This is a genomic window from Nostoc sp., assembly GCF_036917675.1.
Taxonomy (GTDB): Bacteria; Cyanobacteriota; Cyanobacteriia; order Cyanobacteriales; family Nostocaceae; genus Nostoc.
The window spans coordinates 171,136-190,193 of sequence record NZ_JBALCT010000051.1; the positions used below are offsets into that span (position 1 = coordinate 171,136).

At 42.2% G+C, this 19,058-nt stretch carries 20 protein-coding genes and 1 tRNA gene; 11 read left to right on the top strand and 10 right to left on the bottom strand.

Annotated elements, in window-relative coordinates:
* Positions 1-161: 161 nt before the first annotated feature.
* On the bottom strand, positions 162-326 hold the full coding sequence (locus V7K31_RS18785; protein ID WP_335095999.1) for a hypothetical protein: 165 nt from the start codon (positions 324-326) through the stop codon (positions 162-164).
* A gap of 407 nt (positions 327-733) precedes the next feature.
* Between V7K31_RS18785 and htpG the strand changes: the two genes are divergently transcribed.
* Together htpG and rpmB are read left to right on the top strand one after the other, a co-directional pair.
* A complete protein-coding gene (gene htpG / locus V7K31_RS18790; protein ID WP_335096000.1) occupies positions 734-2,725 on the top strand; it encodes a molecular chaperone HtpG in 1,992 nt (663 codons plus the stop codon).
* A gap of 166 nt (positions 2,726-2,891) precedes the next feature.
* Positions 2,892-3,128: a 50S ribosomal protein L28 gene (gene rpmB / locus V7K31_RS18795; protein WP_104906789.1), complete on the top strand. Its 237-nt coding sequence runs from the start codon at positions 2,892-2,894 to the stop codon at positions 3,126-3,128.
* Positions 3,129-3,416: 288 nt separating this feature from the next.
* Here the strand turns inward: rpmB and petL are convergent, their stop codons facing one another.
* Positions 3,417-3,512, bottom strand: coding sequence for a cytochrome b6-f complex subunit PetL (petL, locus tag V7K31_RS18800; protein ID WP_094332720.1), 96 nt, complete (start codon positions 3,510-3,512; stop codon positions 3,417-3,419).
* Positions 3,513-3,772: 260 nt separating this feature from the next.
* Here petL and V7K31_RS18805 point away from each other — a divergent pair, with 260 nt between their 5' ends.
* The 7 genes from V7K31_RS18805 (at position 3,773) to V7K31_RS18835 (ending at position 11,153) form a co-directional block, all read left to right on the top strand.
* Positions 3,773-3,928, top strand: a complete 156-nt coding sequence (locus V7K31_RS18805; protein WP_335096001.1) for a hypothetical protein — start codon at positions 3,773-3,775, stop codon at positions 3,926-3,928.
* 148 nt (positions 3,929-4,076) lie between these two features.
* A complete protein-coding gene (locus V7K31_RS18810) occupies positions 4,077-4,895 on the top strand; it encodes a ParB/RepB/Spo0J family partition protein (protein WP_335096002.1) in 819 nt (272 codons plus the stop codon).
* Positions 4,896-4,907: 12 nt separating this feature from the next.
* Positions 4,908-5,621, top strand: a complete 714-nt coding sequence (locus tag V7K31_RS18815; RefSeq protein WP_335096005.1) for a hypothetical protein — start codon at positions 4,908-4,910, stop codon at positions 5,619-5,621.
* 301 nt (positions 5,622-5,922) lie between these two features.
* The gene (locus V7K31_RS18820; protein WP_335096008.1) at positions 5,923-7,908 is read left to right on the top strand and encodes a lipase family alpha/beta hydrolase; all 1,986 of its coding nucleotides are present in this window, start codon (positions 5,923-5,925) and stop codon (positions 7,906-7,908) included.
* A 222-nt stretch (positions 7,909-8,130) separates the two neighbouring features.
* Positions 8,131-9,219 carry a 3-dehydroquinate synthase gene (gene aroB, locus V7K31_RS18825; protein WP_335096010.1) on the top strand — a complete coding sequence of 363 codons (1,089 nt, stop codon included), beginning with the start codon at positions 8,131-8,133 and terminating at the stop codon, positions 9,217-9,219.
* A 35-nt stretch (positions 9,220-9,254) separates the two neighbouring features.
* Entirely contained in the window at positions 9,255-9,833 is a 579-nt protein-coding gene (locus V7K31_RS18830; protein WP_335096013.1) for a Uma2 family endonuclease, read from the top strand.
* Between the two features lie 948 nt (positions 9,834-10,781).
* Positions 10,782-11,153 (top strand): hypothetical protein, encoded by a 372-nt coding sequence (locus V7K31_RS18835; protein WP_335096015.1) that lies wholly within the window; start codon positions 10,782-10,784, stop codon positions 11,151-11,153.
* Positions 11,154-11,169: 16 nt separating this feature from the next.
* Here the strand turns inward: V7K31_RS18835 and V7K31_RS18840 are convergent, their stop codons facing one another.
* The 3 genes from V7K31_RS18840 to V7K31_RS18850 form a co-directional block, all read right to left on the bottom strand.
* A complete protein-coding gene (locus V7K31_RS18840; protein WP_335096016.1) occupies positions 11,170-11,961 on the bottom strand; it encodes a TrmH family RNA methyltransferase in 792 nt (263 codons plus the stop codon).
* A gap of 111 nt (positions 11,962-12,072) precedes the next feature.
* Positions 12,073-12,153: transfer RNA gene (locus V7K31_RS18845), tRNA-Leu, on the bottom strand.
* 172 nt (positions 12,154-12,325) lie between these two features.
* On the bottom strand, positions 12,326-12,529 hold the full coding sequence (locus V7K31_RS18850) for a hypothetical protein (RefSeq protein ID WP_335096019.1): 204 nt from the start codon (positions 12,527-12,529) through the stop codon (positions 12,326-12,328).
* A 32-nt stretch (positions 12,530-12,561) separates the two neighbouring features.
* Here V7K31_RS18850 and murA point away from each other — a divergent pair, with 32 nt between their 5' ends.
* Positions 12,562-13,929, top strand: a complete 1,368-nt coding sequence (gene murA, locus V7K31_RS18855; RefSeq protein ID WP_335096095.1) for a UDP-N-acetylglucosamine 1-carboxyvinyltransferase — start codon at positions 12,562-12,564, stop codon at positions 13,927-13,929.
* A gap of 222 nt (positions 13,930-14,151) precedes the next feature.
* Here murA and V7K31_RS18860 read toward each other — a convergent pair whose 3' ends face one another.
* Positions 14,152-14,775, bottom strand: coding sequence for a class I SAM-dependent methyltransferase (locus V7K31_RS18860; RefSeq protein WP_335096022.1), 624 nt, complete (start codon positions 14,773-14,775; stop codon positions 14,152-14,154).
* Positions 14,776-14,868: 93 nt separating this feature from the next.
* Here V7K31_RS18860 and hemH point away from each other — a divergent pair, with 93 nt between their 5' ends.
* Positions 14,869-16,035 carry a ferrochelatase gene (hemH, locus tag V7K31_RS18865; RefSeq protein WP_335096024.1) on the top strand — a complete coding sequence of 389 codons (1,167 nt, stop codon included), beginning with the start codon at positions 14,869-14,871 and terminating at the stop codon, positions 16,033-16,035.
* Here the strand turns inward: hemH and V7K31_RS18870 are convergent.
* From V7K31_RS18870 to V7K31_RS18885, 4 genes are all read right to left on the bottom strand, one after another.
* Positions 16,027-16,194 (bottom strand): hypothetical protein, encoded by a 168-nt coding sequence (locus tag V7K31_RS18870; RefSeq protein WP_335096026.1) that lies wholly within the window; start codon positions 16,192-16,194, stop codon positions 16,027-16,029. The genes hemH and V7K31_RS18870 overlap by 9 nt on opposite strands.
* 3 nt (positions 16,195-16,197) lie before the next feature.
* The gene (locus V7K31_RS18875; protein WP_335096027.1) at positions 16,198-16,743 is read right to left on the bottom strand and encodes a DUF4126 domain-containing protein; all 546 of its coding nucleotides are present in this window, start codon (positions 16,741-16,743) and stop codon (positions 16,198-16,200) included.
* A 309-nt stretch (positions 16,744-17,052) separates the two neighbouring features.
* Complete coding sequence (gene purB / locus V7K31_RS18880) at positions 17,053-18,348, bottom strand: adenylosuccinate lyase (RefSeq protein WP_335096029.1); 1,296 nt, start codon at positions 18,346-18,348, stop codon at positions 17,053-17,055.
* Between the two features lie 40 nt (positions 18,349-18,388).
* Complete coding sequence (locus tag V7K31_RS18885) at positions 18,389-18,940, bottom strand: DUF421 domain-containing protein (RefSeq protein ID WP_335096031.1); 552 nt, start codon at positions 18,938-18,940, stop codon at positions 18,389-18,391.
* Positions 18,941-19,058: the final 118 nt, after the last annotated feature.

Genomic DNA, 19,058 nt, shown 5'->3' on the forward strand with positions numbered 1-19,058 from the left:
GCTCCTCATTGCGGCTCTGCCGCTTTTCAAGGGGCGGAGCCTCGCATTAGGCAGCAAAAAGTTAGCGATCGCACCAAACCGTACTATGATCGTTTGGCGTTAGAAAAGATATCAGTAATATTTTAGATAGTAGTTTCAACTACTGGCGTTTAGACCTGCGTTCAAAATCGGGAGTCGGAAGTAGGGAAATCCGAATCAGAAAATGGGGGCAAACAATGTTTAAAAAACGTGCGTAGGCGCAGCCCGTCGTAGACATCGCCGAAGCTATCTTGTGAACTACCCCGCCGTCTTACGGCGGGGCTTCCCAATTCATCGGGAATAGCCATCTATTACTCCGTAGCAAAAGACAAGTCTGACATTCCCTCCTCTTGTCAGGAGTCCTGGTTCCCAAGACCCAAATCTTTTTCTTGCAACATATACCTGTTAGCTTGGTTTTCGCTTGTGGCATTGATGGTCAAGACAGTGCATATCTTACCAGAAAATCCTGGGGATTCGTCATGCATCCAGAATTTGTTTTTGCAAAGCAAAAAATCAATTCCAGATGCAATCCTCAAAGCTTGGCTCACAATCCCCATCTTCAAGGTACCCCTAAGACGGGGACTTCCGCGATTAGTTAAAATCCTAATTGGTATCACGTCTTTCTGTGTTCTCCGGGTTTATCCTGGAAAATAGACGACTAGGCTGTATTAGCCACTATCATCATTTCAGATACTAACATTGAAGATTACCAATCATGCTAGAACAAGGCACTATCAGTATTCATACTGAGAATATTTTCCCAATTATCAAGAAGTCGCTCTACTCAGATCACCAAATCTTCTTGCGGGAACTGGTATCCAACGCGGTAGACGCCATCCAAAAGCTGAAAATGGTATCCCGCGCCGGAGATTATGCTGGAGATATCGGCGAACCGGAAATTGAAATCGCCATTGACAAAAATAACAAAACTCTCTCGATCTCCGATAACGGTATTGGGATGACCGCAGATGAAGTTAAGAAATATATCAATCAGGTTGCCTTCTCTAGTGCTGAAGAATTCATTCACAAGTATGAAGACAAGTCAGATCAACCCATAATCGGTCACTTCGGTCTTGGCTTCTATTCCTCCTTCATGGTGGCGCAAAAGGTAGAGATTGATACTCTTTCATATCAAGAAGGAGCGCAGGCGGTTCACTGGAGTTGCGATGGTTCCCCAGCTTTCACCCTAGAAGATTCGCCCCGAACAACTCGTGGTACTACTATTACTCTCAGCCTGCAAGGAGAAGAGGAGGAATTTCTAGAAAATGCACGGATTAAGAATCTTGTCAAGACCTACTGCGATTTCTTGCCAGTACCGATAAAACTTGAAGGTGAAGTATTAAATAAGCAAAAAGCACCGTGGCGAGACTCTCCGAGTAATCTGAGTCAAGAAGATTATTTAGAGTTTTACCGCTACCTGTATCCTTTTCAGGAAGAGCCTTTGTTGTGGGTACATCTAAATACTGATTATCCCTTTATCATCAATGGCATTCTCTATTTTCCCAAAATGAGGCCGGATGTAGATGTTACAAAAGGGCAGATCAAGCTATTTTGTAATCAAGTTTTTGTTAGCGACAACTGCGAAGAAATTATCCCGCAATTTCTGATGCCGATGCGCGGTGTAATTGATAGCACTGATATTCCTCTGAACGTATCGCGCAGTGCCTTGCAAGGCGATCGCACCGTGCGGAAAATTGGTGATTATATTGCCAAAAAAGTAGGCGATCGGCTTAAAGAACTTTTCCGCGATCATCGTGAACAATACATTAGCGCCTGGAAGGATCTTGGTACTTTTGTAAAATTCGGCGTTCTCAACGATGAGAAATTCAAAAAACAAATTGAAGATATCATTGTCTTCCGCACCACCGCCAAGTTGACAGAAAAACCTGCTGCTGAAACTCCAGCAGTTGAAGTCCAGTCTTCAGAGGGGGATGCTTGGCAAGATGTGACTCCTCCCTCGCCCAGTTCTGAGAACTCAGCACCCACCGCTCCTTATACCACGCTGAAAGAGTATCTAGAACGCAACAAAGAACACCACGAAAACCGGGTTTTCTACAGCACCGATGGAGCAACCCAAGCTACTTATATAGAACTGTACAAAAATCAAGGCTTGGAAGTCCTGTTTATGGACTCCTTCATCGACACCCACTTTATCAACTTCCTAGAGCGGGAATATCAGGATGTCAAATTTACGCGGGTAGACTCAGATTTAGATAATACCCTGCTGGAACAAGACAAAGCTGCGGAAATTGTTGATCCTAATACGAACAAAACCCGGAGTGAGACGATCAAAGAGTTATTTGAGAAATCCCTCAACAAACCCAAACTCAACATCCGCACCGAAGCGTTGAAATCAGACGATCCTCAAGGGACACCACCTGCGATCGTGCTTTTACCAGAGATTCTCCGGCGTATGCGGGAAATGAACGCCATGATGCAGCAGCAGTCAGTAGAGTTTCCTGAAGACCACATTTTGCTGGTGAATACTGCTCACCCACTGATTCAAAATCTGGTAAATCTTAACCAAGGTAGTATTATTCAAGGTGATGGTCAATCGCCTACAGATCATTTAGTGAATTTGATTTGCCAACACGTCTACGATTTAGCGCTGATGTCTCAGAAAGGATTTGACGCTGAGGGAATGAAATCTTTCGTCGAGCGATCGAATGAGGTACTCACTAAGCTGACGGAACAAGCTAGTAAGTAGTGGGGGATGGGGCATTGGGCATGGGGCATGGGGCATTGGGCATGGCATTGGGCATTGGGAAATAATTCTTATAACTCCTAACTCCTAACTCCCCACTCCCCACTTCTCTCCCCTAAGACCTAGAATGGAAAGGCTGTATTAAAATAACAATCTGGAGATACTTGCTATGTCCCGTCGCTGTGAACTAACTGGTAAGAAAGCAAATAATGCCTTTGCTGTTTCCCACTCCCACCGCCGTACTAAACGCCTTCAGCACGCTAATCTACAAAACAAGCGTGTTTGGTGGGAAGGCGGAAATCGCTGGGTGAGATTAAAGCTGTCTACCAAAGCAATCAAAACCCTACAAATTAATGGGTTAGAAGCAATGGCAAAAGAAGCTGGTATTAACCTGAATCATTACTAAGTAATGTAGATTTCATAACCTGAGATTTTCGTAAGGTGGAATATAGGTGATTCGTAGGGGCGCACAGATGTTATTGCTGTCAAATTAACGTGAAACCCAGTCTATAATTAGCTTTTAGAGACTGTCTCGTTCCCAGTCTCTGACTGGGAATGCCTATGGGGGGGCTGCTGCCTCAAGACTTGCGGCAGAGCCGCAATGAAAAAACTTTTCCAGCCAGAGGCTGGAAACGAGGTTTTAAAAGGGTTTGCGCTTAAGTTTACACCAATGCCCGCCCCACAAAAGTCTTGGTTAAATTATTTTGGCAGTCCGCAGACCGAACAACAGACCGACAGATAAACCAAAGAACAAAGCTAAAAAGCCGATGTAAGCTGCAATTGCAAACATTTATTTTTCTCCACAATACTTCCTAAATCTATTGAATCATTACTTGTTGAAGATTGGGCATTAAGCATGGTGGAAGGTAAACTGGAAAACAACGTAAATTGAGCAGAAGTTGATGTGCTAGTAGCGTTGATTGAGGAGTTATTGCTTAAATTCTCCTGACTCTGACAACACAATTGGAGTAATTTCACCTTATCGTCGTCAAGTTAACGCCCTTATTCAACGTTTGCAATCTCGTTGGCTAGACTTTCTATCGTAAAGCATTGGCACAGTTCACACTTTCCAAGGTGGTCAGAAATGAAATCAGTGCTAGCAGTGGTTATATTGCATTGGGACAAGAGGGAGAACAGGTTTATATTGAGGAGTATCGCCAGCAAGTTGAGGAAAAGCTGATGAAGTTCTTGGATAAAGATAAATAGTACGCTTTTCATACTTATCTCAGTAACTATTTTGTTACACGCCTATATCAAGGCTAGATGAATGTCAAAATAGCCAACATCAGAATTAAAAAAGTACAAATTTTTAATTCAATCATTTAAATAGAAAATGGTTAATTATGAGGTATAGATGACAATTACTGAGAATAGTGTAGTTAAAGAAATTCCACTTGATAAAATTGACATCGGACTGTCTCAAGTTCGTACTAGCGATATTGACGAAGGTATTCAAGAATTAGCAGCCAGCATTGAAAAAATAGGACTCCTTGAGCCAATTGTTGTTTCTCCAAAAGCGGAAGAACGATATGAAGTAGTCACAGGTCAAAGGCGTTTTCTAGCACATCAGTATTTACGACATGAAACTATACGCGCCACAATACTTGCTAAAGCAGTAGAACCAGAAATTGCAAAGGCGATTTCTCTAACGGAGAATATGGTTCGGCAAAATTTGTCAACCAAAGACTACATTGATGCTTGTACAGATTTATACAGAAAATATGGGTCTATTAAAAAGATTTCAGACACATTAGGACTTCCATATTATAAGGTAAGCCAGTATGTTAAGTATGAGCAACTAATTACACCATTAAAAGAAAAAGTTGAAAGCGGTTTAAAACTTGATGTTGCACTTCGGGCGCAAAAAGCAGCGACAGACTCAACTAGTAAAGAAGTTAATAACGAAGCTGCTATTATTTATGCCGAAGAAATGCAAAAAATGAGTGGTCTTCAACAACGACAAATCGAGAAAGTTGCGATTCAAGAGCCAAGTATACCTCCAAAAGAAGTTATACAAAGGAGTAGACGGCAGCAGCAAATAAATCTCAGAGTAGTAGTTGGTGACAAACTATATAATGCTTTAAATCAATTTACACAAGATGAGGAGATTGACCAGAATAATGCGGTTATAACTCTTCTTGAAGCAGCGCTTTCTGAACGGGGTTATCTCTAAGTTAAAAAACTTATGTTAGATTCACTTTCGTCTGAGGAACGGCGAGATTTAATTCTCTCTATTGGAACGCATAAGAAAAATCGCAGGCTATCTCCGATACAAGTTGCTCAATTATTAAATCGCTTGTATCAAATTCAGGAAATTTCCCTCAATCAAATCGCCCAGGAACTTGAATTAAAAGACTCCTCTATTTTGCGTAGGTTCCTTTTGCTATTATCGCTCCCGCCTGAAATACAACCTCTTGTCAATTGGGGAACATCACCAGGCTATCTGTCTTTTTCCGTAGCATCTGAAATTTCGAGGGTTAAAGAGTCTGAAAATATTAACATTTTGGCTAAAGATGCACTTGAGAATCAGAGAAGCAAAGAAGAAGTTCGTGCGATTCTTCAATGCAACCTGCGGGGAGGAGGAAGCTTAACTCACTGTATAGAAACAATTGACTCGACTCGAACCAAGGTTATTCACCATTATGTTTTCCTGGGCAAACTTCCAACTCTAACTAATGGGAGTCAATGGGAAGAACAGTATAGTTTTGAGCTTCGAGCTATGTTATCTAAGCTAGTACATGAGGAAAACGTTCTTTCTACTGCCATCAAAAATGGCCGTTTTAGCTTTACATTAACCGAATCAGCTACTAAAAATCCTAAAGTTGCTCCCCATCTTACACCTCAGAAGGTCGAAGCTTTTGTCGCCAATTTACTGATGAAAAGGAGCAACAATGAATAATCTTCAAGGTGCAGCTACTGTTCGCAAAGATGGATGTATTCTTATTGGTCAGACTGTAACTTGTGATGGATTTGCTCCAGAGCGTTCTATTCGCATATAGACTAATATCAATCGCCTTAATGATTTCAGTACCAGTAAAGGACAGCAAAAAAAGATTGTCTTAAGCCAAGAAACTTATGAAGAATTGTTAAAAAAATCTCCAGATATACAGTTTAGACGTGGGCAATTTGAAGTTCTTCCAGCCGATGGAAGCTGTCATACAGTCGAGAACATTCAAATATGTCTGTTCCCATCGGGTTATATGACTGGTTCAGTTATGCCAGTGATTCGCACTGAAAATGGCATTAACGTAATATATTCATCGGATTTTTCTTGGTCTTCGAGTTTATTCGAGGCTTCTTTCCCTAAAATAGATGTTTTGGTTATAGATGTAAAATCAGACAATTTTGACTCTAATAGTGCTTATTTGAACGGAGTAGTCTCGCTAATACAAGCAGTACAACCAGCTTTTGTTATTACTTACAGTTCGGAAGATGGAAATGCTAGTTTATTGGCTGAGTACATAGAAAAAAACTTAGGAATCAAAGCAAGTTTTGAGGAACAGCCTGTAGGACTTGCTTGGGGAGGGACAGGCGGAACGACAACACCCAGTCAATATGAGACTAGAACTACTTCTGTTAGCTCAACTTCCTTAAAACGGCTCATTGTTGTTGTTCCTTCTGAAAATCAAGATACTCAAACTTGGAAGCCATTAGTTGAAGAACTTAAAAAAGAAACTAGCCTAACTGAAAGTGAATGGCTGCTTTGGGATCAGCATAATCTTAATGATTGGAGTTTTCAGAGAGGCATAAGCTTATGCGGACAGCTAAAAGGCAAAATAGACGCAAAATGGCGAGACAAAGGTCCTTTTGACGAAGTTATCCTTATCGGGCATAGCTTAGGTGGTGTTCTCATTCGGCAGACTTACCTATTAGCATCTGGTATGTACCCCAATTATAATCAAAGTCCTTGGTATGAATACGTTAGGCGATTTGTTCTTTTCGCTTCACTCAATCGCGGTTTGAACCCTACTCAATCTCTAACTCGGCAAATGGCAATGGTCTTCGAGAAAGCTACATCTTTTTCCTTACGGAGATTGATGCCATTACAAGACTTTGTTAGAGGTTCTGCATTTATCACCAATTTAAGACTTGACTGGATTCGACATTTCTCATTCTCAAAACCTTATTATCCAATAACTGTCGTTCAACTACTGGGGGCAAAAGATGGAAAGATAACTCGTGATGACAGTATTGATTTAGAGCAGTTACCTGATGCTTTTCATATAGATGTTTCTGATGCCGAACATACGAATATTCACCTCATTGATCAAGCAGAAGATAGGCAAGAAAGATATAAGCTAATTAAGGAAGCAATTCTTAGCGAAAGATCCTTATATGAAAATCAAAATTTAGAGAGGTTAATTGTTAAAAATAATGTAGTATTTATTCTTCATGGAATTCGAGCTAGTAATAGTGGCTGGGTTGACCAATTAAGAGATAAAATACTTAAAGAAGATCCAGATACAGAAGTTATCACCTCTTCCTACGGTTACTTTTCAGCATTTAACTTTATTTTTCCTGGTCTTCGTCAAATTAATATTGACTGGTTTCAAGATGAATATAGCTACTATTTTGCTAAATATCCTAGCACTGATTTCCATTTCATTGGACATAGTAATGGTACTTATATTTTAGGGGAAAGTTTAAAGAGATTACCTGGAATGAAGTTTAAACGAGTTTACTTGGCTGGTAGTGTTTTACCACGAGAATATCCCTGGAAACAGATATTTGACAAGAAACAGGTAGAGAAGCTATGCAATGCCCGTAGCTGTTTTGATTGGCCAGTTGGAATTCTGTGTAGTGGTTTACGAGGAGTAGGAATGGTAGATATTGGAACTGGAGGATTTGATGGTTTTTTGATGGGAGATCAACGATTGAAAGAGTTGTACTATTTTAATGGAGATCATGGAAAACCTGTAGAGGAGGGTAATCATACCAATATTATTAAGTATATTTTTACAGGCATCATTTCTCAACCTGAAGGGCTGAAATCTGAAGCAGAAATATCTAATTTTCAATTTTTCTCAAGGATTTCACCTTTTGCTAATCGTTTAATTTTTATAGGCATTATAATAGTCAATTTAGTATTGATATTTTATAATTTTTCAGTGATAAAGTTAGCCATAGTTTTAATATCTGATGTAGTAATTTTTTGGTTAATACGAATTTCATTAAGTGTCATATAGTCCAAATCTTGCAAATCTAAGGTCGGCTAAAACTATTTTTTCTACATAAAAGCCAAATGGCACTTATGGCTAAGTCCTTATTATCAGATATAGGTTCACTGTTCCGCTTTTCTTAGTACTATTCGGGCATGGTGCAAGGGGGAGAATTAAAATTACCTCTTTCCCCTCTGCTCCCAGATTGCGATAGAATACTGCCCACGGGCGCTTGTTTGGGGTTGGGCAATGACTTTAATTAATGTAAATTTACCAGAGCAGTCTTATGAGATTGCGATCGCACCTTCGAGTTTAGATGAGCTCGGTCAACAGATGGCCAGTCTCAAGCTAGGCAAGAAGGTACTGCTGGTTTCTAATCAGACGATTTTAAAACATTTTGGCCAAAGAGCGATCGCATCCCTGACATCTGCTGGATTTGAAGTTGCTAGCTGCATCCTACCACCTGGAGAACGCTACAAAACCCTCAACTCCATCCAAAAACTTTACGATATCGCCTTGGAAAATCGCCTAGAACGTTCTTCTACTATGGTAGCTTTGGGCGGAGGTGTAATTGGCGATATGACTGGCTTTGCGGCCGCAACTTGGCTACGCGGTATTAATGTTGTCCAAGTGCCTACCTCTCTGTTGGCGATGGTGGATTCGGCAATTGGTGGCAAAACTGGGGTGAATCATCCCCACGGTAAAAACTTGATTGGGGCATTCCATCAACCGCGCTTGGTTTTGATTGACCCAGATGTGTTAAAAACTCTTCCTATGCGCGAGTTTCGTGCCGGAATTGCAGAAGTTATTAAATACGGTGTGATTTGGGATGCCGAATTGTTTGCCCAGTTGGAAGCAAGTAAACGCCTCGACCAACTCCGCTATGTAAAACCTGACTTGATAAACTACATATTAACGCGCTCTTGTCAAGCTAAAGCTGATGTTGTTGGCAAAGATGAAAAAGAAGGCGGATTACGGGCAATTCTCAACTATGGACATACCATCGGTCATGCAGTGGAAAGTTTGACTGGTTATCGTTTAGTAAATCACGGTGAAGCGGTAGCTATTGGTATGGTAGCAGCCGGTCAAATTGCTGTGGATTTGGGACTGTGGCAAAAGGAAGACACGGAACGTCAAAATGCTTTAATTCAAAAAACGGGTTTACCGACTCAGTTACCAACTGGGGTGGATATTGAAGCAATTATTGAGGCGTTGCAGTTAGATAAGAAAGTCAAAGCGGGGAAAGTGCGGTTTGTTTTACCAACGGAGATTGGTGTAGTGACAGTTACCGATGAGGTGCCATCGGATATCATTCGGCAAGTGTTGCAGAGAATGTAAACAATTCAAAATTACGAATTACAAATTATTGAGCCATGATACTCCAAGCAAAGAATCAATTAACCTTGCAAGAGTTCCTAAATCTTCCACTAGGTGAGAGAGATATAACTTATGAGCTTGTTGATGGTCAAGCAATTCCTAAAATGTCACCCAAATTTTTTCATGCAAAACTTACCCGTGTCCTTCTCAATTTGATTGAGCAGTGGTGTGACGGGAAAGGAGAAGTTTGCCCGGAATGGGCTGTTGCATTAACCCGTCGGGGGCGAGATTGGATGCCAATTCCAGATATTTTATATATCTCTAATGAACGTTTACCCGCCAATTGGGACGAAGATGAAGCTTGTCCTGTTCCTCCCGATTTGGTGATTGAGATTATTTCGCTCGGACAAACCTTTGGACAAATGGCAGCTAAAGCCAAAGACTATTTGGATGCTAAAGTGCTGCGGGTGTGGGTGGTAGACAGTAAAGCTAGAAGTATTACTGTTTTTTATCTAGATGCAGCACCACAAACTTATATGGGAGAAGAATTACTCACAGATTCTTTATTTGAAGGATTGGAATTTAGTGTTGAGCAGGTGTTTCAAAAGGCAAAAATACCATTAGATGCCAAATAACACACTTTTTGCATCTAGCACAATTTGATGCATATCATTTTTATCGCCTGCTTGATATAAAGTCTACCCTATGTTAGTTCCCAGGCTGTCGCCCAGGAACTAGAATAATCTTGCCAAGATTAAGCGTTAGAAAACATTGTAAGCATTACTAATAAAACAACTAATGCACTAATCCAAAGTGCTAACGATCCCCAACTAACTGAATCTTTTTGTACTCTTTGCCAGAAATTGCTGACTAAATTATTCCGAATTGCCATTTTTTAACCTCCAATTTTTATGAAAATTGTTTTAACTATCAGCCTTTATTTGCTGACTCCCAGAGATTAACAAACAGAGATTTATAGCAGATTGCAACAAGCTCCTCTGTACAGATTATTGTCAGGGCACAATATTGTTCATTGGTGTCAACTTAAGCGCAAACCCTTTTAAAACCTCGTTTCCAGCCTTCTTGCTAGGAAATGCAGATCAATTGCGGCTCTGCCGCCACCAAGGGAGGCGGAGCCTCTAAAACGGCATTCCCAGTCGGAGACTGGCAACGAGACAGTCTCTAAAAGCTAGTTATAGACTGGCTTTCACGTTAAGTTGACACGTATGAACATTGTTGTGCCCCTACGTGTGTACCTCATTTACCTGAAAAACGCTGTAAATTAATCCATACAGCGATACCTACAATGGGCTACGCCTACGCAGATGTGTGTCTCAACGCATTACTGAATCTAAAAAAACAAAAATTTACAAAAAGATATTTGTTGATGCTTAACTTGATTTTCCCATACGTAAGTGTTTGCACTCCGAAATTTGGCGATTTTGAGAGAATTCTTAATGTTGCCTTAACCACGTATAAAAAATAGATCGGGAGTGTGTGTACCTCATAGTCTTTGCAAAAAGACAAGTCCCAACAATTTGAGACAGCTTGGCAAAAGCGACCAAAGCCAAGTCTCGATATTCTTGATAACCACTGCTAAAGTTGATACAGCACACAACTATGATGTTATTAGTGCAAAATTTAAATCTCTAGGAACTGCAATCAAAATTAAGTCACTAAATCAGGATTTTCAAGTCAATATTATGGAGCAAATTCAGCCACAACCGCGCCGCGTCGCTGACCAGGTATTTCAAGAATCCCTCGATCAGTTGGAGGATATCTTACAAGAAAATTCCATTGAGGAAGAAGAGACCCCCCAACTGCATACTAGCACTGTCACTGAAGTCGAACTCGATCAAGACTTGATAGATATTGATTTAGCGGCTCTTGAGGACGCAGTTGCTGATATTGAACAATTTCTCGAAGAAAAAACAAAAACCAAAGAAAAGTCATGAGTTTTAACAGACGCGATTAATCGCGTCTGTTAAAACTCATTTGCCGCCGAGCTTCGTACAACATTAAAGCGGCTGCGATCGCCACATTTAAAGATTCTACCCCAGGACTCAAAGGAATTCTGACTTGCTGATCTGCGATCGCTGCTAAATCTGCCGATAAACCAGCACCTTCATTTCCCAGTAAAATCAGACTGGGTTTGCGCCAGTCCACTTCCCAATAAGTTAAAGTCGCACTGGGTAAGGTTGCCACTACCTGCATTCCTGCCTGCTGACTTTGTTGCACTGTCGCTTTTAAATCTTCGGTTACGGCTGTTGCTAGGCGAAACCATTGCCCTGCTGAAGCCCGGAGAACTTTCGGGCTGTCTAAATCTACACTATCTCCATTTACCCACAAACCCGATGCTCCAGCCGCAGCCGCAGTGCGGATCATCGTACCCAGGTTTCCGGGATCTTGCACCGTTTCTAAAGCTAGTACTAAACCAGTAAATGGTAGTTGAGTTTGGCCAACGCTTCGCTTTGCCGTTGCCACCACACCATCCGGTTGGACTGTAGTAGCGATCGCATCCAAGATTTCTCTACTGACAATTTCGGCGCGATCGCATCGGCTACAAGCTTGCTCCCACAGCGAAAGATGGACTGCTTGCCATTCTGGGGTACAACACACTGTTTCTAGTGGGTAATTCACCGCACAAGCTTCTTCTAACAGGTGCGTCCCTTCCAGCAAAAATAACTGCTGCTTGTGCCGTTCCTTCGTGGAGTGTAGCTTGCGGATTTGCTTGACTAAAGAATTTTGTAAACTGGTCAACATCAAAAAGTTAGGAGTTAGGAGTAGAGAAGCGATTAATCACCTCTGTGCAGGAGTTAATTTAGTTTTCTTTCAACTCATAACTCTTCACTTCTAACTCCTAACTTAATAATATGCGGAACCCGGGACTTGAACCCGGAAGCCTTGCGGCACTAGAACCTGAATCTAGCGCGTCTGCCATTCCGCCAGTTCCGCAGGCAATTATCTTGATCACAACTTCCTATTATTGCGTAATTTTTTACCTTTGTCAAGTGAAAACATCACGCTTCGTTAAAAGTCTCAAACTGCAAAGGAGTCTTTCAGGGGATTGGGTCGAATCAAAATATTAACTCAACACAATAGCATTGATTTTTAGAGAACACTTAAGTTATTTTACTGAGTATTTAATTTTGCTTAAAGATACTACTGATTTGTTATTTTTTGTTAAATTTTTCAAACGCTCAAAAAGCTTGCTATTGCTTGTTTTCAGCCCGGATTTTTCACCCAAAAAACAATTTTTTTCTGCCAGATGTTGCCCTAAAACGTGGATAAATTGAATCTTTACTGTAGAATCAAAACCAACTTCAAACATCTAAAATACGTATTACTTTTGGAGGTAGGCTTATTAATCCTTCTACCAGCTTACCAGATGCCAAATTTGCTCCAAAAGCAGACTCCTCAGTCTTGCAAATTTGGGGTGGGCATCCTTTGCGAGGTCATGTGAAAATTAGTGGGGCAAAAAATGCAGCACTGGTAATCATGGCTGGAGCCTTGCTGTGTCCTGGCGATTGTCGCATCCGCAATGTCCCCTTATTGGCGGACGTAGAGCGGATGGGTCAGGTGTTATTGGCTTTGGGTGTACGCTTGACACGCCAAGGTGACATTTTAGACATCAACGCCAGCGAAATTAAAACGTCGAAAGCTCCCTACGAACTAGTTACCCAGTTGAGGGCGAGTTTTTTTGCCATTGGTGCGATTCTGGCAAGATTGGGAGTAGCACAGATGCCCTTACCAGGCGGTTGTGCTATTGGGGCAAGACCAGTTGATTTGCATGTCCGGGGACTGCAAGCAATGGGAGCTGAAGTGCAGATTGAGCATGGCATTTGTAATGCCTACGTCCCTGGCAGCAGCCGGAGATTAAAAGGTGCGAAGATTTACTTAGACATCGCCAGCGTCGGAGCAACAGAAAACTTGATGATGGCGGCGACCCTGGCAGAGGGCGAAACGATCATCGAAAATGCTGCCAGAGAACCGGAAGTAGTTGATTTAGCTAACTTCTGTAACGCGATGGGAGCTGAGATTAAGGGGGCGGGAACTAGCAGGATTATTATTGAAGGAGTCCCCAAGTTGCATTCTGTTGACTACAGCATTATTCCCGATCGCATTGAGGCCGGGACGTTTTTGTTAGCAGCAGCAATTACCCGCTCAGAACTTACCCTCTCGCCGGTGGCTCCAGAACATCTAGTACCAGTGATTGCCAAGCTGCGGGATATTGGGGTGACAATAATTGAGGACAAGCCTGAACACTTACGCATCCTGCCTGCGGAAACCCTCAAGGCAACGGATATTGAAACTCAATACCATCCAGGTTTTCCCACAGATATGCAAGCGCCGTTCATGGCTTTGCTGACATTAGCGGAAGGCGACAGCGTGATTAACGAATCCGTCTTTGAAAATCGCTTACGTCATGCCTCAGAGTTGAATCGCTTGGGGGCAGATATTCGTGTCAAAGGCAACGCTGCTTTCGTGCGGGGAGTACCAAAATTGTCTGGCGCACCAGTATTAGGCACAGACTTACGGGCATCGGCAGCGCTAGTCATAGCAGGACTGGCGGCAGAAGGACAAACTACAATTCAGGGATTACAGCACCTCGATCGCGGCTATGATCGACTCGATGTGAAGTTGCAGCAATTGGGAGCTAAAATCCTCCGCGTGGGCGAAACATCAACAGATGCAGAAATCGCTCCCACCATCAGTAGCCTATCAAGTTGAAATTGATCGGTTGAGACTGACGCAAGAACAAGGGGAATGAGGGAGACAACGTAAAATTTTGTCCCCTACTCCCCGACTCTTTTGGGTAAAAGTTTGGGTGGTTTGAGGTAATATTTATTCATAAAGAATAAAGTTATTTCCAGGCAATATTAGATTCTTTAAAACTATCATTTAGCCAATCAACAAATTTTAAAGAATAGTCATCTAACATCTAATCTGATTTCATTTATTCGCCTGTATCACTTGCAAACTACCACCTGCATATAAAGTTAGCTTACCCACTTCAAACCCAGTTTCAGTTAACAATCCAGCCAAATCAGTTTTCAACAATTGCCAAGCTGTTTCCGTCTCAAACAACAACAAAAATAGTGATACCCCAGGCCAAAATATCGGATTTGTAGGAGCATGAAAATCCACCAGTGTAAACATCCCTCCTGGCTTCAACACCCGATAAACTTCATTAATAATTTTTCGCAATTGCTGAGGCTCCATCTCGTGTAGTGCGACGCTGGTATGCACCACATCAAACAGATTATTTGGAAATGGCATCTCCTGGGCAAAAGCTTCGACATAGGAAGCTAATGGTACATTTAACCGCGCCCGTTGCAAAGACTTAGGTGAAGCGTCCAATCCTGTTACATTTTGTGAAAGTTTTACCAAAAATTGGGTCGTTTGACCACTACCACAACATAAATCTAAGACCTGACTATCTGAGTGAATTGTTAAGCCTTGCAAAGCAAGTTGCCGAAAACGGGCTTCACCACCTACATTTAAGGCTGCTAAACGCGAAATACCATCATACAACCACTGGTAACGATAACTCCAATCCCTTAAAATTGTTGCCATTGCATATTTCCTTGCTATTAAGCTTTATATTTAATAAAGATATATTGTTAACATTAGTAAAAAATCTGAAAAGATTGGGGGAAAGTAACTGCTATGGGTCGTGTAGGCGTCTTATTACTCAATCTCGGTGGCCCCGATAAGCTAGAAGATGTTGGGCCGTTTTTGTATAACCTATTTTCCGATCCGGAAATTATTCGCCTACCGTTTCGCTGGTTGCAAAAGCCCCTAGCCTGGTTTATTGCCTCGCGGCGAACCACAACATCTCAAGCAAATTATAAGCAAATCGGTGGCGGTTCTCCACTGCGGCGGATCACAGAAGCGCAAGGGGAAGCTTTAAAAGAACAGTTGGGTTATTTGGGACAAGAAGCTAATATCTACGTGGGAATGCGTTATTGGCATCCGTATACAGAAGAGGCGATCGCACAGATCACCCAAGATAATATAGAACACCTGGTAATCTTACCACTATATCCCCAGTTTTCGATCAGTACCAGTGGTTCTAGCTTCCGGCTTTTAGAAAAGCTTTGGCAAGAAGATCCAAAACTTCAACCCATTGATTACACCGTCATTCCTTCTTGGTACAAAGAACCAGGCTATCTGCAAGCAATGACCGAACTAGTAGCCCAAGAACTCGGACAGTTTCCTAATCCAGACGAGGTTCATATATTCTTCAGCGCTCACGGCGTTCCTAAAAGCTACGTTGAAGAGGCTGGTGATCCCTATCAGCAAGAAATTGAAGAGTGTACTGCTCTGATTATGCAGACCCTCAATCGACCCAATGCCCACACCTTAGCTTACCAAAGTCGGGTTGGCCCAGTAGAATGGCTCCAACCCTATACTGAGGATGCGCTCAAAGAACTAGGCGCACAAGGCGTAAAAGATTTGGTTGTCGTACCTATCAGTTTTGTCTCAGAGCATATTGAGACACTACAAGAAATTGATATTGAGTATCGGGAAGTAGCCGAAAAATCCGGAATTCACAACTTCCGTCGCGTACCTGCTCCCAATACCCATCCAGTATTTATTAATGCACTGGCAGACTTAGTGATTGATGCGTTGAAAAACCCCAGTTTCAAGCTTTCGCAAGCTGCCCAAATGAAAAAAAGGGTGAAAATGTACCCCCAAGAACGTTGGGAATGGGGTCTGACTACTAGTGCTGAAGTCTGGAATGGTCGGATTGCTATGCTGGGCTTCATTGCCTTAATCATAGAACTGATTACCGGTCACGGCTTCTTGCACATGATTGGACTTTTACAGTAAAGGGCATTGGGCATTGGGCATTGGGCATTGGAAAACTCTTCCTCTTACTTTGTCCCACCGTTCGTATATCGTCTCCGTTAGGAGAAGTTCTGTACCCCGTTGAGGATAGCGTAGCCATTTAAGGAAGTCCGATCTTTTAGACTTGTCTCCATGCCCCATGCCCTATGCCCTGCGCCCTTTGTGATACCAGTCATACCACTGCTTTGCGCTACGAACTGCAAACCAGAGCAGTATTAAAGCAATTAATCCTCCTTGCCAGGGAGCGCCAAAGGCAAAAAGTACTAGAGCAACACACAAGGTATCTTGAAGAAAGACTGCCCACAACGGTAATCCGCGTAAGCGATAGAACCAACCAACTTGAACTAACTGGAGTACTAAAGCTAACAAACCTCCAATTAAGGCAATCACCCAGTCTGGCGTTGCTGTTGCTGTAGCTACTGCTAACCCCATAATTGCTCCCACGAGGGGAGACATTAATAACTGAACTAGTTGTAGCAATCTTTGCCCCCGGAGCTTTTTTGAGGCTAATAATTCAATTAACGACCAACTGGTGAGGCAGCCTAATAATATTGGTGGAGAAATGTGAGATAAAATTGGAACTTGCGACCACAAGTTACTACCCTGCAATAATCCAATGATCAGCAGAGGTGTACCTATTCTCATTCCTGCTGCCGCAGAGGCTGAAAGTGTGGCTAGGATTTCAATCATCAAGGCACTCGAAGCACTAATAAACAAGTAAATATCTATTATTTATACTACCCAGTCCTGGCAAAAATTCCAGCACCAAAGTGATAGTCTTCAGCAATGGAATATTAAAGATTTATGGTATTTTAAAAAATTTGCGTATTTGTTGGATAACAGGTTAGGAATAAGAATTAAATAACATATATTACCTCACCCTCAATCCCTCTCCTTATAAAGGAGAGGGAAGCTAGAGACAGGATGAAGTTTTGCATTTTATTTAATCCACGTTCCTTAGTAGTGAGCGTTTGAGCGCTCACTACAAGCAAATTAATCCTAAATACCCAACCTTTGGTAAACCTCTTCTAAATGCCTCAGATGCTGCTGGGGGTCAAAACATACCTCTAGTTCTGCTGGGGACAACTTTTCGGTAACGCGAGGGTCTTTGCTAATTAAGTCCTGGAAATTACCTTCCGGCTTGTTCCAAGCGGTGTGAGCGCTTTCTTGAACGATCGCATAAGCTTCTTCTCGGTTGCTTCCCTTGTCTATTAAAGCCAGTAGCACTTTTTGGCTGAACACAACGCCGCCGTAACAGTTGAGATTTCGTTTCATGTTCTCAGGATAGACCAACAGGTTCTTCACCAAGTCGGTTATTTCTACCAACATAAAATGCGTCAAAGTGCAAGCATCTGGCAAAATCACTCGTTCTACAGAACTATGGGAAATATCCCTTTCATGCCAGAGAGCAACGTTTTCCAAAGCTGCACCCGCATGACTTCTGACGAGTCGCGCCATTCCCGTTAGCCGTTCAGAACGGATGGGATTGCGCTTGTGTGGCATGGCTGAGGAACCTTTTTGACCTTTGGCGAAGAATTCTTCAACTTCCAGAATGTCTGTTTTTTGCAGATTGCGAATTTCTACAGCAAAACGTTCGATGGATGCCGCTACCAAAGCTAATTGTTGCACATAGTCGGCGTGGCGATCGCGCGAAATAACTTGCGTTGAGGCCGTATCGGGTTTAAGTCCGAGTTTTTGGCAAGCGATCGCTTCTATACGCGGTTCAACATTCGCATAGGTTCCCACTGCACCAGAAATCTTACCCACAGCGATCGTTTGGCACAGTATTCTCAGGCGTTCTTGGTGTCGCAACACTTCTGCTAACCAGCCAGCCAGCTTGAAACCAAAAGTAATCGGTTCAGCGTGAATACCATGCGATCGGCCAGCCATCACTGTATGACGATGTTCCCGTGCTTTTTGGCGAATTACCTGAATCAAATCTTCCAGACGTTGCAATAATATATCCAGGCTGGCAACCAATTGCAATGCTAAAGCTGTATCCAAAACATCCGAACTGGTTAAACCCAGATGAATGTAGCGTCCGGCATCTCCAACATATTCGTTGACATTTGTCAAGAAAGCGATCACATCGTGGCGAACTACAGCCTCAATTTCCAGCACCCTATCGGTGTCAAAATCTGCCTTGGCCTTAATTTCCTCAACCGCCTGAGATGGAATGTAACCCAGTTCAGCTTGAGCATCACAAACAGCAATTTCGACTTGCAGCCAAGTTTTTAGCTTATAGGCTTCACTCCACAGATTAGCCATTTCGGGCAAAGTATAACGCTCAATCACAGTTCGGCACAGAATACAACCGTCATATTCTACAGTCTAATTAATGTAGATCACTTTTTAGTGCTGCTTTTTGCTCAAGGACGGGACTAGTTTTTGAATCTAGGGTGATGATACTAATCCTACCGTCAGCCTCCATATATGCAAACTTCACATCTGTTAAAAATTCCACACCTTGCTGACGTAACTTGCTCATCAACTCATCGTCTGTAATTAACTCTCGTTGCAAATGACGCTGAATCATCCGACCATTTTTTACCAATAGCAGAGGTGGCTGATTCATAAAACGTTGGAACTGGGGTATTTTGTAGCCTAACCAGTTTAGCAAGTAGCTCCAAAAAATTACAGTTCCTACCAGGATACCGCCCTCAGTAATTGATGTATAATTACTTGCCATAGCATTTTGGGCAGCTTCAGCAAATAGCACAACTACGAGTAAATCAGTTATTCCTAGTGTTCCTAGTTGTCGGCTAGGAAGCACGCGTAGCACTGAGAACAGCGCTAAATAGACCAGCGAACCACGGATAATCAACTCAAAGACGCTGATGCTAGGAATAAAGATTGCTTGCCAATTGATGAAAAACCATTTTTCCATTAGTACTGATTTTCTTCCTTTTTCAATAGACTTCTGGAAAAAATCCAGTATGAGTTTATTTATCTGTGGTATTTTTTCATAAAACTGACTTTTATTAGAGGTTAAATACTTCAACATC